Origin of the sequence: Pseudonocardia sp. N23 (genome assembly GCF_002583555.1) — a bacterium.
Classification (GTDB): domain Bacteria; phylum Actinomycetota; class Actinomycetes; order Mycobacteriales; family Pseudonocardiaceae; genus Pseudonocardia.
Genome location: NZ_BEGX01000052.1, coordinates 496,653 through 509,965, shown reverse-complemented (window position 1 = coordinate 509,965; position 13,313 = coordinate 496,653). Strand labels below are relative to the sequence as shown.

The window sequence follows — 13,313 nt, the reverse complement described above, 5'->3', positions numbered from 1 at the left end:
CGTTCCCGCAGGTCGGCCGGTATGCCCACCCCGCCTGCTGAGCCGCTCGGCGGGGGTGTGTAAGGTTCTCCGGGTCAGCCGGGGGAAGCAGTCGACACCCCGGAAGGCCGTGCCGCCCCTTTAGCTCAGTCGGCAGAGCGTCTCCATGGTAAGGAGAAGGTCTACGGTTCGATTCCGTAAAGGGGCTCGAGGAAGACCCGATGCCACGTAGTATCGGTCTCCCGCAGCGGTGTAGCTCAGTCGGTAGAGCAAGCGGCTCATAATCGCTGTGTCGCCGGTTCAAGTCCGGCCACCGCTACCACACCGTCGTTCTCAGAGAAGCGCAAGCAGGAGGCACCCGCGATGGGTAAGGCCACGGACGTTCGGCCGAAGATCACGCTGGCGTGCGAGCAGTGCAAGCACCGGAACTACATCACGAAGAAGAACCGTCGGAACGACCCCGACCGTCTCGCGATGAACAAGTTCTGCCCTAACTGCGGCACGCACCGGGAGCACCGCGAGACCCGCTGAGCGTGCCCGACGAGAGCTACGTCGGCCGGTCACTGGAGCCTTCCGAGGCCTACCGGGTCGGCCGCGAGAAAATCCGCGAGTTCGCCACCGCCATCGGTGAGGGCTCGCGGATTTGTCATGACGTCGAAGCGGCCCGCGCTGCGGGGCATCCCGACGTCGTGGCCCCGCCCACCTTCACGGCGACGATCACGATGCCGCTGATCGAGGCCTTCCTGCGCGACCCCGACTTCGGCTGGGACTACTCACGGATGGTCCACGGCGACCAGACGATCACGCTGCACCGTCCGATCCATGGTGGCGACGAGCTGGTCACGGTCATCCACGTCGACGAGCTCACCACCCGCGCCGGGAGCCACATGCTGACGCTGCGCTGCGAGCTGGCCGACGTCGAGGGCACCCCGGTCTCCACCACGAAGGCGATGCTCGTGACCCAGGCCGCCTCGTGACCGACTTCTCGGCCGTCGCCAAGGGCGACGAGCTGCCCCCGCTGCAGGTCCACGTCACCCGCGCCGACCTCGTCCGCTACGCGGGCGCCTCCGGCGACTTCAACCCGATCCACTGGAACGACCGCACGGCCACGGCCGTCGGCCTGCCCGGCGTGATCGCCCACGGTCTGCTGACGATGGCGCTCGCCGGCCGGCTCGTCACGGGCTGGGTCGGTGACCCGGCCGCCATCCGCACCTACGGCGTGCGGTTCACCCGCCCGGTGCTCGTCCCCGACGACGACGAGGGCGCACTGCTGGAGCTGTCGGGCAAGGTCCGCGACGTGTTCGACGGCGACGACGGCGCCCGGATCGCGAAGGTCGACATCGTTGCGAAGTTCGACGGGCGGACCGTGCTGGGCCGCGCGTCGGCGGAGATCACCCTGCCCGGCTGAACTTCCCCCGGCCGACTTGCCGGGCCCGGTCCACGGGTCGATGCTGCGCACGCCACACCGGATCTCCGTCGTGGAGGGCCGGCACATCGTCGCATCGACAGGAGCAGAACGTTGAAGTTCGCCAAGCTCGTGGACAAGGCGTGGGAGGACAAGTCGGCCGCGGAGGTCCTCGCCGCGCCGCCGTCGGCGCTCGAGGGCCTGACCCCGAAGCACGACGAGCAGCTCGCCGCCTTCGGCATCAAGACGATCCAGGACCTCGCCGACTGGAAGTACGCGAAGCGTGCCGCCGCACTGGCCGCGCTCGCCGACACCGACAAGTAGCAGCTCCGACGACGAAGGGGCGGGCGCCGACCGGCGCCCGCCCCTTCGCGTGTCGATGGTCCGGCTACTTGGCCTCGGCCAGCAGCTCGCCCATGCGGGTCACGCCGGTGCGCAGGTCGTCGTCACCGAGGGCGTAGGACAGCCGGAAGAAGCCGGGGGTCCCGAACGCCTCACCGGGGACGACCGCGACCTCGGCGTGCTCGAGGATCAGCGCAGCCAGGTCGACGCTGGTGTTCGCGACCGTTCCGCGGATCTCCTTGCCGAGCAGCTCGCCGACGGCCGGGTACACGTAGAACGCGCCCCGCGGCGTCGGGCACTGGACGCCGGGGATCGCCGACAGCAGCTCGACGATGGTGCGCCGGCGGCGGTCGAACGCCTTGCGCATCTCGGCGACCGCGTCGAGCGGACCGGAGACGGCCTCGAGCGCGGCGCGCTGCGACACGTTGGCGACGTTGGACGACAGATGCGACTGCAGGTTCCCTGCGGCCTTGATCACGTCGGCCGGTCCGATCATCCAGCCGACCCGCCAGCCGGTCATCGCGTAGGTCTTGGCGACGCCGTTGAGCACGATCGTGCGGTCGGCGATCTCGGGCACCACGACCGGCACCGAGGCGGCCTCGGCGCCGTCGTAGACGAGGTGCTCGTAGATCTCGTCGGTGATCACCCACACGTCGTTCTCGGCGGCCCAGCGGCCGACGGCCTCGGTGAGCTCACGCGAGGCGACCGAACCCGTCGGGTTCGACGGCGAGCACCACAGCAGCGCCTTCGTGCGTGGCGTGCGCGCGGCCTCGAGCTGCTCCACCGACGGCAGGTAGTCCGCGTCCGGGCCCGTCACGATCTTGACCGGCACACCGCCCGCGAGGCTGATCGCCTCCGGATAGGTCGTCCAGTACGGCGCGGGGAGGATGACCTCGTCGCCCGGGTCGATGATCGTGGCGAACGCCTGGTAGACGGCCTGCTTGCCGCCGTTGGTGACCAGGACCTGGGAGGCGGCGACGTCGAACCCGCTGTCGCGCTTGGTCTTCGCGGCGATGGCCTCGCGCAGCTCGGGAAGCCCGGCCGCGGGGGTGTAGCGGTGGTTCTTCGGGTCGGCGCAGGCGGCCTGCGCGGCGGCGACGATGGCCGGCGGCGTCGGGAAGTCCGGCTCGCCCGCCCCGAAACCGATGACGGGTCGTCCCGCCGCCTTGAGGGCCTTCGCCTTCGCATCGACGGCCAGCGTCGCCGACTCGGCGATGCCCCCGATCCGGGCCGAAATGCGGTTCCGTGGCGTTGACGTGGTCGAAGCGGTGGCCATGGCGCCATAATCCCCCACGGTTCCCGGGCCGGCGCCACTGGGTTTCAGGGGTCGCGGCGGGGGCCGGGAGGTGTGCGGTTTCGAGCCCGTCCGCGGGGTGCCGTACACTCGCTGGGCCGGGTACGTCGTGCCGGTGGGGCGTGTGCGGGGGTCGTACGGGAGATCGTTCCCGAGGATCACCGGAGCCCGCCCTCCGAGGCGACATTCGCCCGTCCCGCATCGGCTCGCAGCCGGGTCGGGGCAGGCTTTAGGGGTGTAGCTCAACTGGCAGAGCAGCGGTCTCCAAAACCGCAGGTTGCAGGTTCAAGTCCTGTCACCCCTGCCATCGCGACATGCACGGAGACCAAGTACGAACGGTTGTGACAGCGCCGGGCGGCATGCGCCCAGTGCGGGCGGAGGACAGCGGGCGTGAGCGAGGAGCAGGAGCGGTCCGGACGGGAACGTCCGAGCACCGCGGCCGACCGTCGTGGTCGGCGTGCCGCCGCGGCGTCCGGTGCATCGGGGGCGTCCGGCAAGGGGCGCGCCACCCCGGTCCGCGACTCGCGGCCCACCAAGGTGTCCTTGCCGAACCGGCTGGCCCGGTTCCTCCGCGAGGTCGTCGCGGAGCTGCGCAAGGTCATCTGGCCGACGCGCAAGCAGATGGTCACCTACACCATCGTCGTGCTCGTGTTCGTGTCGTTCATGGTCGCTCTGGTGGCCGGGTTCGACTTCGTGTTCGGCCAGGCGATCGGGGCGGTCTTCGGACCCTGACGAGCGTGGCCGACCACCCCGGCCGGCGGACCACCACAGCGCCGCCGGCCACGCAGACGAAGGAAGCGAGACGTACGTGACCTCCCCAGACGGCAGCCGCGGAGCAGCCGACACCGACCTCACCGCCGACGAGATCGCGGCGAACGAGGCGGTGATCGACGCCGTGTCCGGTGACGACGACGTCGAGGCCGAGACGGCGACCGTTCAGGAGGTCGATGCCGAGCTGGCAGCCGACGCCGACGAGTCCGCCGACGACGCAGACAGCTCCGCCGACGACGCGGACAGCGACGAGGCAGACACCGCCGACGCGGACATCGACGACGCGGACACCGACGACGCGGACACCGACGACGCGGACACCGACGACGCGGACACCGACGCCGACGCGGACACCGAGGCCGAGGCCGGCGACGAGATCGAGGCCGAGGCCGTCGAGACCGAGGCCGACGACGAGCCCGCCGCCGACGACTCCGAAGCCGAGGACGTCGACCCGGCCGAGGAGCTGCGCGAGGCACTGCGCCGCGCCCCCGGCGACTGGTACGTCGTGCACTCCTACGCCGGCTACGAGAACAAGGTGAAGTCGAACCTCGAGACCCGGGTGCAGACCCTGGACGTCGAGGACTTCATCTACCAGGTCGAGGTGCCCACCGAAGAGGTCACCGAGATCAAGAACGGCCAGCGCAAGCAGGTGCAGCGCAAGGTGCTGCCCGGCTACATCCTGGTGCGCATGGAGCTCAACGACCAGTCGTGGGGCGCCGTGCGCAACACGCCGGGCGTGACCGGGTTCGTCGGAGCGACGTCGCGGCCCTCGCCGCTGACGATCGACGACGTCCTCAAGTTCCTGCTGCCCAAGACCGAGCCCGCGAAGAAGGACGCCGGCAAGTCCGGCGCCGCCTCGACGCCCGGCAAGGCCACGGTCGAGGTGGACTTCGAGGTCGGCGAGTCGGTCACCGTCATGGACGGCCCGTTCGCGACACTCCCGGCGACGATCAACGAGGTCAACGTCGACGCCCAGAAGCTCAAGGTGCTCGTCTCGATCTTCGGTCGTGAGACGCCCGTCGAGCTGGGCTTCAGCCAGGTCTCGAAGATCTGAGGCCGGGCAACCACTGAACTCGCGCCCCGGCAGGCAGGTCCGCGGCGCACCCCGAGCAGGGATCGAAGAGGAAAAGTAGAAATGCCTCCCAAGAAGCGGAAGCTCTCCGCGATCATCAAGTTGCAGATCAAGGCCGGCGCGGCCACGCCCGCGCCGCCCGTCGGACCCGCGCTGGGTCAGCACGGCGTCAACATCATGGAGTTCTGCAAGGCGTACAACGCCGCGACCGAGTCGCAGCGTGGGGACGTCGTGCCGGTCGAGATCTCGGTGTACGAGGACCGCTCGTTCACCTTCGAGCTCAAGACCCCTCCGGCCGCCAGGCTGCTGCTCAAGGCCGCGGGCGTCGAGAAGGGCTCCGGCGAGCCGCACACCAAGAAGGTCGCCTCCGTGACCATGGCGCAGGTCCGCGACATCGCCCAGGCGAAGATGCGCGACCTCAACGCCAACGACATCGACGCCGCGGCGAAGATCATCGCCGGTACCGCGCGTTCGATGGGCATCACGGTCAAGAGCTGACCCAGCCACACCAGGAGTTGTGGGAGAGCCTGCGCGGCTCGCACCACGATCTGACCAGAATCGAAGGACAGACATGAAGCGCAGCAAGAACTACCGCAAGGCCGCAGAGCTGATCGACAGCGACCGGCTCTACACCCCGCTCGAGGCCGCTGCCCTGGCCAAGGAGACCTCCATCGAGTCGAAGCAGGATCCGACGGTCGAGGTCGCGATGCGACTGGGCGTCGACCCCCGCAAGGCCGACCAGATGGTCCGCGGGACCGTGAACCTGCCGCACGGTACCGGTAAGACCGCCCGGGTCATCGTCTTCGCCTCCGGCGACAAGGCTGCCGAAGCCGAGGCCGCGGGCGCCGACGTCGTGGGCGCCGAGGACCTGATCGAGCGCATCCAGGGTGGCTGGCTGGAGTTCGACGCGGCCATCGCCGCGCCGGACCAGATGGCCAAGGTCGGTCGGATCGCGCGCATCCTCGGCCCGCGTGGCCTGATGCCGAACCCGAAGACCGGCACCGTCACCCCGGACGTCGCGAAGGCCGTCAACGAGATCAAGGGCGGCAAGATCAACTTCCGGGTCGACAAGCAGGCCAACCTGCACCTGGTCATCGGCAAGGCGTCGTTCGACACCGAGAAGCTGGTGGAGAACTACGGCGCCGCGCTCGACGAGATCCTGCGCGCCAAGCCGTCGGCCGCCAAGGGCCGCTACATCAAGAAGATCACGGTCTCCACGACCACGGGCCCGGGCATCCAGATCGACCCGAACCGCACCCGCAACCTGCTCGTGGACGACGCGCCCAGCGCCTGACACGAACCTGCTCGACGACGCCCCCGCCGCCTCCCGCGGCGGGGGCGTCGTCGTATCAGGCCCAGCCCGTGAGGACCGCGGCCGCGTCGACGGTCTCGGCGCCCGTGGAACCCGCCGCGCCCGGGGTCCGGGAGAACCGCGGTGCCGCCGCGGCCTGGGCGACCCCGTCGCGTTCGACGATCGTGTCGCGCGCCGTGACGTGGGGGTGCGCGGCGGCCTCGGCGAACGTCAGTACCGGGGTGACGCAGGCGTCGGTGGGCGCGAAGACATCGGCCCACTCGTCACGGGTGCGGGAGGCGAAGACGCCGGCGATCCGGGCCCGCACCACGGGCCAGCCGTCGGTGTCCATCTGGGCGGGCAGGTCCTCGCCCGCGAGCCCGAGGCCCTGCAGCAGCGCGGCATAGAACTGGGGCTCGATCGCCCCGACGGCGACGTGGCGGCCGTCGGAGCAGGTGTAGGTGTCGTAGAACGGGGCGTGCCCGTCGAGCAGGTTGGCAGCAGGCCGGTCGGTCCACAGCTTCTGCGACAGCAGCGACCACACCATCTGCACGAGGATGCTGGCACCGTCGATCATCGCGGCGTCGACGACCTGGCCCTCGCCGGAGTTCTTCGTCTCCCACAGCGCGGCCAGTACGCCGACGAGCAGCAGCATCGACCCGCCGCCGAAGTCGCCGACGAGGTTCAGCGGCGGCACGGGCCGTTCGCCCTCGCGGCCGATGGCGTGCAACGCACCCGTCAGAGAGATGTAGTTGATGTCGTGGCCGGCGCGGTCGGCAAGGGGGCCCTCCTGGCCCCAGCCGGTGACGCGGCCGTAGACGAGGCGGGGGTTGCGGCGCAGGCAGTCGTCCGGACCGACGCCGAGACGTTCGGTGACGCCGGGCCGGTAGCCCTCGATGAGCAGGTCGGCCCGCTCGACCAGGCCCAGTACGGTCTCGCGGCCTGCCGGGTCCTTGAGGTCGGCGACGACGCGGCGGCGGCCGCGCTGCACCACGTCGGCGGAGCTGTCGCCGAGCTGCAGGCCGCCGGGCCGGTCGATGCGGACGACGTCGGCGCCCAGGTCGGCCAGGATCATCGCCGCGTGCGGCCCCGGTCCGATCCCGGCCAGCTCGACGACTCGCAGTCCTGACAGAGGCCCCTTGCCCACACCGACTCCTTCGTCCGCACCGACGTCTTCGGACCGACCCTAGATCAGCGGTCCTCCCGGCTCACGCGACCGCGATGGGATCGTGGTCACCGGCGACGACGGTGCCGTCGAGGGCGTACCAGGCCTGGGCGAGGTCGTCGAGGGCCGCGTCCATCCGGTCGCGGCGCAGGGTGAACGGCAGTCGCAGGTTGCGTTCGAACGCGCCGTCGATCCCGAACCGGGGGCCGGCGGCGAGGAGTACGCCGTGCCGCCGCGCCGCTGACGTCAGCCTGCTCGACACCGGTGCACCCAGGTCGAGCCAGAGGCTCAGGCCGCCGCCGGGCCGCGTCGAGGTCCAGGTGGGGAACAGCTCGGCGAGCCGGCCGCGCAGGTGGTCGCGGGCGGCGAGCAGCTCGGTGCGGCGGGTCTCGGCGACGACGGTGATGTCGTCGATCAGCCGGGCGGCGACCAGGTGGTCGAGCACGGCGCCGCCGAGGTCGATGCCCGGGCGGACCGACGCCAGCCTGCGGATCGTCGCCGCCGGGCCGCGGATCCAGCCGACCCGCAGGCCACCCCAGAAGATCTTGCTGGCCGAGCCGACCGTGATGACCAGCGAGGACTCGGCCGCTCCACCGTAGGTGGCGAACGGCGGCGGCTGCGGGACCGAGAGCGGGAGCTCGGACAGCGTCTCGTCGACGACGAGCGTCGTGCCGGTACGCCGCGCCAGCGCGATCAGGGCCTCCCGGTCCTCGGGGGGCATCAGGTGGCCGGTGGGGTTCTGGAAGTCGGGGATGAGGTAGGCGAGCCGGGGCGCGGCGTCGCGGACCCCGGCGGTGACCTGGTCGAGGTCCCAGCCGTCGGCGGTGAAGGGCACCGGCACGGGCCGCCCGCCGCGGACACGGATCGCGTCGAGCGCGTTGGGATACGTCGGGTGCTCGACGAGGACCCGGTCGCCCGGGGTGACCAGCGCGTTGAGGACCAGCGCGATCGCGTTCTGGGCGCCCGAGGTCACGAGGATCTGGTCGGGCGTCGTGGGCAGGCCGCGCTGGGTGTAGCGGCGGGCGATGGCCGTGCGCAGCACGGGCAGGCCGGTGACGTCGTAGCCGTGGTTGCTCAGGTGGGCGTCGAGATCGCCGACGGCGGCCGCGGCAGCCGCGCGGACCGCGTCGAGCGGTGCGGGTAGTGCCGCGAAGGCGAGGTCGTGGACGGTGTCGTCGTGGATCGGGGTGAACGCGCCGAGGGTGGGGGAGTGGTCGCCCGCCTGGGCGTCGGGGAGCCGGGTCCAGCTGCCCGATCCGCGCCGGCTGTGCAGGAACCCGTTCTCGCGCAACGACTCGTACGCCGCCGCGACGGTCGTACGGCTCACCTCCAGCGCCCCCGCCAGTTCGCGTTCGGCGGGCACCCGGGTGCCGAGAGGGAGCCGGCCGTCGAGGATCAGCAGCCGGATCTGGTCGGTGAGGGCCGATGCCAGCGCGCGTCCCTCGGGCGGGCGCCACGAGCCGAGGATGCGGGCGAACGTGTGGGCGCCGATGCGCCGTTCCAGGTCGTCCTGGGGCATGACGGGCCACTCTCCGCGAATTGGCTATGCCGGACCAGGCCAATCGTAGCCACAATATGGGCATGACGACACTATTGGTTCTGGTTCTGGTCCTCGCCGCCCTCAGTGCGGCGGTCACCCGCTATGGCGCCGACAGCCGCGAGCGCACCGGTCGCCCCGCATTCGAGCGGCCACCACGGCGGCACACCGTCACCGCCGACGTTGCCGCCCTGGGCTCACGGCTGGCCCGTGCAACCGCCCGTCCGCAGCGCACCGCCGACGAGCGCGCCCTCGCTCAGGGCGTCCACTCCCAGTACCCGCGGGCGAAGACCTCCACCGTGTGACCGCCACGGTCGCGACGCTCGGCGGTGTAGTGGTAGCGGCCCGGCTGCCACCCGTCGTGCACCGCGACCGCGGTCAGGTGGTCGAGCGCCCACTCCTCCCACACGTTCTGCACCGTGGGCGCCGGATCGGGCGCGTCGCACTCGATGTCGGTGAAGGGGTGCATGTGGCCGCGCAGGGGCGTCCACATCTGCACGTCGAGCCAGACCACGTCCATGATCGCCTCCGCCGCGAGTATCGGCCGGTGGCGACGGTCCCGGCCCGGCAAGTCACTGGAACGGGTGGCGATCGTCCCTCGTCAGGCGTCGAGCAGGTCCGCCCGCCCGGCCTCCTCGAGGCTCTGCCGGTACGGCCCGAACAGCCCCTTGGCCAGCGGCAGCACCGTCAGCAGCTTCGCGACGGGCCCCTTCGCCCGGACCTGGCCCTTCGCCAGCGCCACCGGCAGCACGACCTTGCCCAGCCAGAACCGGTTGCCGGTGTCAGCGGACATGAACAGCTCGACGTTGGGCGTCGGCCCCTGGCCCGCGCCGGTGAACAGCTCTGCGTTCGGCATGTCGACGGTGATCACCGCGTCCGGGTCGGTGTAGGTCACCCGCAGCACGACGCCCGACGGCGTCAGCTTCGCGACCAGGTCCGGGTTCTCCATGCCGATGCGGAACACCCCGCCCAGGAACCGGTAGACCTCGTCCTCGTTCTCGAACGCCGCCACGACGCGACTCCTCCCCGTCGACTGTCGCGCAGTCTGGTCGACGACGTGGCGTCCGCACGACTCCACGATCGGGCCACCGTTGGCCCACCCGGGCCTGCGCGGCGCCCGGCCCGTGCGGGCCGAGCCCGATCGCAACCTCACGGTCGTCCCGCCGGCCCACGGCAGCCATGAGGTTGCGCGCGGGCACTCAGGCACCGGCCAGCGGGAGGGTCAGTCTCGCGACGAGCCCACCGCCCTCGCGCGGCAGCAGCGCCAGCTCGCCGTCCATCGACGCCACCAGTGCCTCCACGATCCACAGGCCCAGCCCGGCAGTCCCGCGCCGCTCCCCGAGCGCGACGCCCTTGGCCGTCACGAGACCTTCCTGACCCGCGGGGATGCCCGGACCGCGGTCCCGGACCTCGGCGGTCAGCACGCCGCCCGCGTGGGACAGGGCCAGCTCGACCTGCTCGGCGGCACCGTGCCGCGCGGCGTTCTCGACGAGGTTCGTGAGCAGCCGGCGAAGTCGTTGCGGATCGGTGCGGACGGCAGCGTCCCCCGGGGAGACGGTCGCGACGCGACGGTCCGGCGGGACCCCCGCCGCGTCGAGGACGGCGGCGGCGAGCTCGGCCAGGCCGACGGAACGCTCCCGGACCCGGCCGAGCGGGCTGCCGTCCGTGAGCGCGAGGTCGGCGAGGCCGTCGAGCATGTCGTCGAGGTGGGTCGCGTGGTCGGCGAGCAGTGTCAGCGCGCGGTCGCGGGCGGGGCCGTCGAGCCGGCCGGCGGCGAGGTCCCCGGCCAGCGCCGACAGCGACGCGACCGGCGTGCGGAACTCGTGCAGGACGACGCGGACGCCGTCGATGCGGGCCCGCTGGGTGGCGACGAGCTGCTCCCGCAGCGCCCGCTCGGACTCCGCGGCGCGGGCCTCCCGTTCCAGCAGCCGCACCAGCACGCCGACGAGCACCGCGAACGACACCAGGAACCCCGTCCACCAGGCCCCGGCGAGCAGCCGGTGGGCGAGGGAGACGCCGGTGTCGGACCCGAGGACCGCCGCGACCGTGTACGCCAGCCCCAGCAGCAGCGCCCCGACCCGCCCGGCGACGGCACCGCCCCGCACGGCCGCGGCGATCGCGACCAACGGCAGCGCGGCGACCATGATGCTGTCGGCGCCGCCTGTCCACGCACAGCCGACGATCACGAGCAGCCCGTCGACGACCGTCACCGCCCACGGTGGCAGCAGCGGACGCCCACGCCAGGTCGCGACGATCTGGGCCGTCGCGTAGCAGGCCGTGGCCGCCACCAGCACCCACGCGGCGACGAGCATCCCGCGGGCGAGCTCCGGCCCGATCGCGAGTGCCAGCCCGACCGCGGCGACGACCATCAGCCGCAGTACCGACGTCGTCCACTGCTCGTCGGTGGCGCGGTCCGTCCAGAGGTGTTGCACGCGGCGACAGTAGGGTCACCGGGTGCGTGACGGGCGACACGTGGTGGTCATCGTCGACGATCACGCCCTCTTCGCGGAGGGCCTGGCGTTGCTGCTGGAGGCGCGGGCGGGCGACGGCTTCGAGGTCGCCGGGTCCGTGACCTCGGGTGAGGACGCGGTCGCCCTCGTCGGGAGGCACGGCGCCGACATCGCGATCGTCGACCTGGCGCTGCCCCCGCTCGGCGGGGTGGAGACGATCCGCCGGGTCAAGGCCGCCTATCCGGCGACGCGGGTGCTCGCGCTGTCGGGCACAGAAGACCTCGACCTCGCCGCCGCCGCACTGCGCGCCGGGGCCGACGGCTACCTCGGCAAGTCCGCCGATCCGCAGGTGCTGGTCGCGCCGCTGCTCGCGCTCGTCGCGGGGGTGCGGGTGGTGCGCGCGGAGCTGCTCGACGCCCTGCTCGTCGCGGCCGACCGCACCGCCGACGGGCTGCTCGACCGGCTCGGTGACCGCGACGTCGAGCTCTGGACGATGCTCGCCCGAGGGCTGGAGACAGCGGAGATCGCGCGCCCGTTGCTGGTGAGCGAGCGGACGGCGAAGCGGATGATCGCCTCGCTGTTGCACAAGCTCGGGGCGGCCAACCGGATCGAGGCCGCGGCCCTCGCGGGCCGGGCGGGTCTGCTCGACGAGAGGTAGGAGCGCGCAACCCCAGCTCTTCGGGCGCCCGGAGCCGACCACGATGTGCGCGAGTGTCCGAGTCTCACTGTTCCCCGGGGCGCGCTGACGACCGTGAGGTTGCGCGCGGTCTGTGGCGCGCCACGAGGCGGGCTGTGGAACTGCATCACGCGAACGGGTGGTGGCACCCGCGGGACAGCGCAGGCGCGGGTGAACCGGTGCGGAGTGGACGTGATCGGCGTCATGCTGCTTGCATGCGTACGACAGCAGCGGTGCTGTGGGAGGTCGGGGGCAAGTGGGAGGTCGGCGAGGTCGACCTCGACCCGCCCGGCCCTGGTGAGGTTCTCGTCGAGCTGACGGCCAGCGGGCTGTGCCACTCCGACGAGCACCTGGTGACGGGCCAGCTCCCGGTGGGCCTGCCGATCGTCGGCGGCCACGAGGGCGCGGGCCGGGTCACGGCGCTGGGCGAGAACGTCACCGAGGTCGCGGTGGGCGATCCGGTGGTGCTGGCGTTCCTGCCGTCGTGCGGGCGCTGTACGTGGTGCGTCCGCGGGATCACCAACCTGTGCGACGACGGCGCCGGTGCCACCCTGGGCCCGCAGCTCGACGGCACCTACCGCTTCCACTCCGGTGGCGAGGACATCGGGCAGATGTGCCTGCTGGGGACGTTCTCCCGGCACACGGTGGTGCCGGTGAAGTCGGTCGTCCCGATCGACGAGGGCTTCCCGCTGGACCTGGCCGCGCTGGTCGGCTGCGGTGTCACGACGGGCTACGGCTCCGCGACGAAGACGGCCGACCTGCGGGCGGGCGACACCGCGGTGGTGATCGGCGTCGGCGGCGTCGGGGCCAACGCGATCCAGGGCGCGCGCATCGCCGGCTGCCGCTACATCGTCGCCGTGGACCCGGTGGAGTTCAAGCGGGACAAGGCGACCGAGTTCGGCGCGACGCACACCGCGGTCGACCTGAACGCGGCGTGGGAGATCGTCTCGGAGCTCACCCGCGGCCGCCTCGCCGACGCCGCGATCATCACGACCGGTGTGGCACAGGGAGAGATGGTGCAGCCGGCGCTGGAGCTCGTCGGCAAGCGGGGCCGGGTCGTCGTGACGGCGCTGGCGCCGCACGAGCAGGAGACGGCGACGATGTCGCTGCTCGACCTCACCGTCTACGAGAAGCAGGTCAAGGGCGCGATGTTCGGCAGCGCCAACAGCCAGCACGACATCCCGCGGCTGCTGGAGCTGCACAACACCGGACAGCTGAAGCTGGGCGAGCTGATCACCGCCGAGTACGCGCTGGAGGACGTCAACCGCGGCTACGAGGACATGCGGGCGGGCCGCAACATCCGCGGCCTGATCCGCTACTGAGACGGAGGA

Annotated in this window: 17 protein-coding genes and 3 tRNA genes; 14 read left to right on the top strand and 6 right to left on the bottom strand. The window is 71.8% G+C overall.

All coding sequences use genetic code 11. From position 1 onward, the window contains the following. Window positions 1-114: 114 nt before the first annotated feature. The 6 genes from TOK_RS16000 to TOK_RS15975 all read left to right on the top strand — a co-directional run bounded on the left by TOK_RS16000 (window position 115) and on the right by TOK_RS15975 (window position 1,708). A tRNA-Thr gene (locus TOK_RS16000) sits at window positions 115-187 on the top strand. Window positions 188-225: 38 nt separating this feature from the next. Further along, window positions 226-301 (top strand) — tRNA-Met (locus tag TOK_RS15995). A gap of 41 nt (window positions 302-342) precedes the next feature. After that, window positions 343-510: a 50S ribosomal protein L33 gene (rpmG, locus tag TOK_RS15990; protein ID WP_098958618.1), complete on the top strand. Its 168-nt coding sequence runs from the start codon at window positions 343-345 to the stop codon at window positions 508-510. 2 nt (window positions 511-512) lie between these two features. Next, window positions 513-956: a MaoC family dehydratase N-terminal domain-containing protein gene (locus TOK_RS15985; protein WP_098958617.1), complete on the top strand. Its 444-nt coding sequence runs from the start codon at window positions 513-515 to the stop codon at window positions 954-956. Then, window positions 953-1,387 (top strand): MaoC family dehydratase, encoded by a 435-nt coding sequence (locus TOK_RS15980; protein WP_098958616.1) that lies wholly within the window; start codon window positions 953-955, stop codon window positions 1,385-1,387. Before TOK_RS15985 ends, TOK_RS15980 begins: the two co-directional genes overlap by 4 nt. 111 nt (window positions 1,388-1,498) lie before the next feature. Next, window positions 1,499-1,708, top strand: coding sequence for a hypothetical protein (locus TOK_RS15975; RefSeq protein ID WP_098958615.1), 210 nt, complete (start codon window positions 1,499-1,501; stop codon window positions 1,706-1,708). A gap of 64 nt (window positions 1,709-1,772) precedes the next feature. On the opposite strand, the gene TOK_RS15970 is transcribed toward TOK_RS15975, so the two are convergent. Further along, window positions 1,773-3,002: a pyridoxal phosphate-dependent aminotransferase gene (locus tag TOK_RS15970; protein ID WP_098958614.1), complete on the bottom strand. Its 1,230-nt coding sequence runs from the start codon at window positions 3,000-3,002 to the stop codon at window positions 1,773-1,775. A 249-nt stretch (window positions 3,003-3,251) separates the two neighbouring features. Here TOK_RS15970 and TOK_RS15965 point away from each other — a divergent pair. The 5 genes from TOK_RS15965 to rplA all read left to right on the top strand — a co-directional run bounded on the left by TOK_RS15965 (window position 3,252) and on the right by rplA (window position 6,157). Beyond that, window positions 3,252-3,327, top strand: a tRNA-Trp gene (locus TOK_RS15965). Between the two features lie 83 nt (window positions 3,328-3,410). Then, window positions 3,411-3,752 (top strand): preprotein translocase subunit SecE, encoded by a 342-nt coding sequence (gene secE, locus TOK_RS15960; protein ID WP_098958613.1) that lies wholly within the window; start codon window positions 3,411-3,413, stop codon window positions 3,750-3,752. Window positions 3,753-3,915: 163 nt separating this feature from the next. Continuing rightward, window positions 3,916-4,845, top strand: a complete 930-nt coding sequence (gene nusG, locus TOK_RS15955) for a transcription termination/antitermination protein NusG (protein WP_374754899.1) — start codon at window positions 3,916-3,918, stop codon at window positions 4,843-4,845. Between the two features lie 81 nt (window positions 4,846-4,926). Continuing rightward, complete coding sequence (gene rplK / locus TOK_RS15950) at window positions 4,927-5,361, top strand: 50S ribosomal protein L11 (protein ID WP_098958612.1); 435 nt, start codon at window positions 4,927-4,929, stop codon at window positions 5,359-5,361. Window positions 5,362-5,434: 73 nt separating this feature from the next. After that, complete coding sequence (gene rplA, locus TOK_RS15945) at window positions 5,435-6,157, top strand: 50S ribosomal protein L1 (RefSeq protein WP_098958611.1); 723 nt, start codon at window positions 5,435-5,437, stop codon at window positions 6,155-6,157. Window positions 6,158-6,212: 55 nt separating this feature from the next. Here the strand turns inward: rplA and TOK_RS15940 are convergent, their stop codons facing one another. Next, on the bottom strand, window positions 6,213-7,301 hold the full coding sequence (locus TOK_RS15940) for a CaiB/BaiF CoA-transferase family protein (protein WP_098958610.1): 1,089 nt from the start codon (window positions 7,299-7,301) through the stop codon (window positions 6,213-6,215). 61 nt (window positions 7,302-7,362) lie between these two features. Then, a complete protein-coding gene (locus TOK_RS15935) occupies window positions 7,363-8,838 on the bottom strand; it encodes a PLP-dependent aminotransferase family protein (protein WP_098958609.1) in 1,476 nt (491 codons plus the stop codon). 62 nt (window positions 8,839-8,900) lie between these two features. On the opposite strand from TOK_RS15935, the gene TOK_RS31735 reads away from it, so the two are divergent. After that, window positions 8,901-9,161 (top strand): hypothetical protein, encoded by a 261-nt coding sequence (locus TOK_RS31735; RefSeq protein WP_141566410.1) that lies wholly within the window; start codon window positions 8,901-8,903, stop codon window positions 9,159-9,161. On the opposite strand, the gene TOK_RS15930 is transcribed toward TOK_RS31735, so the two are convergent. From TOK_RS15930 to TOK_RS15920, 3 genes are all read right to left on the bottom strand, one after another. Further along, window positions 9,113-9,376, bottom strand: a complete 264-nt coding sequence (locus tag TOK_RS15930) for a hypothetical protein (protein WP_098958608.1) — start codon at window positions 9,374-9,376, stop codon at window positions 9,113-9,115. The two genes, TOK_RS31735 and TOK_RS15930, sit on opposite strands and share 49 nt — an antisense overlap. Before the next feature lie 81 nt (window positions 9,377-9,457). Then, window positions 9,458-9,868, bottom strand: a complete 411-nt coding sequence (locus tag TOK_RS15925) for a sterol carrier protein (protein ID WP_098958607.1) — start codon at window positions 9,866-9,868, stop codon at window positions 9,458-9,460. 187 nt (window positions 9,869-10,055) lie between these two features. Next, entirely contained in the window at window positions 10,056-11,288 is a 1,233-nt protein-coding gene (locus TOK_RS15920) for a sensor histidine kinase KdpD (protein WP_253258405.1), read from the bottom strand. A 22-nt stretch (window positions 11,289-11,310) separates the two neighbouring features. On the opposite strand from TOK_RS15920, the gene TOK_RS15915 reads away from it, so the two are divergent. Both TOK_RS15915 and TOK_RS15910 read left to right on the top strand, forming a co-directional pair. Then, complete coding sequence (locus TOK_RS15915; protein WP_098958606.1) at window positions 11,311-11,964, top strand: response regulator transcription factor; 654 nt, start codon at window positions 11,311-11,313, stop codon at window positions 11,962-11,964. A 233-nt stretch (window positions 11,965-12,197) separates the two neighbouring features. After that, window positions 12,198-13,304, top strand: a complete 1,107-nt coding sequence (locus TOK_RS15910; protein ID WP_098958605.1) for an NDMA-dependent alcohol dehydrogenase — start codon at window positions 12,198-12,200, stop codon at window positions 13,302-13,304. Window positions 13,305-13,313 lie beyond the last annotated feature (9 nt).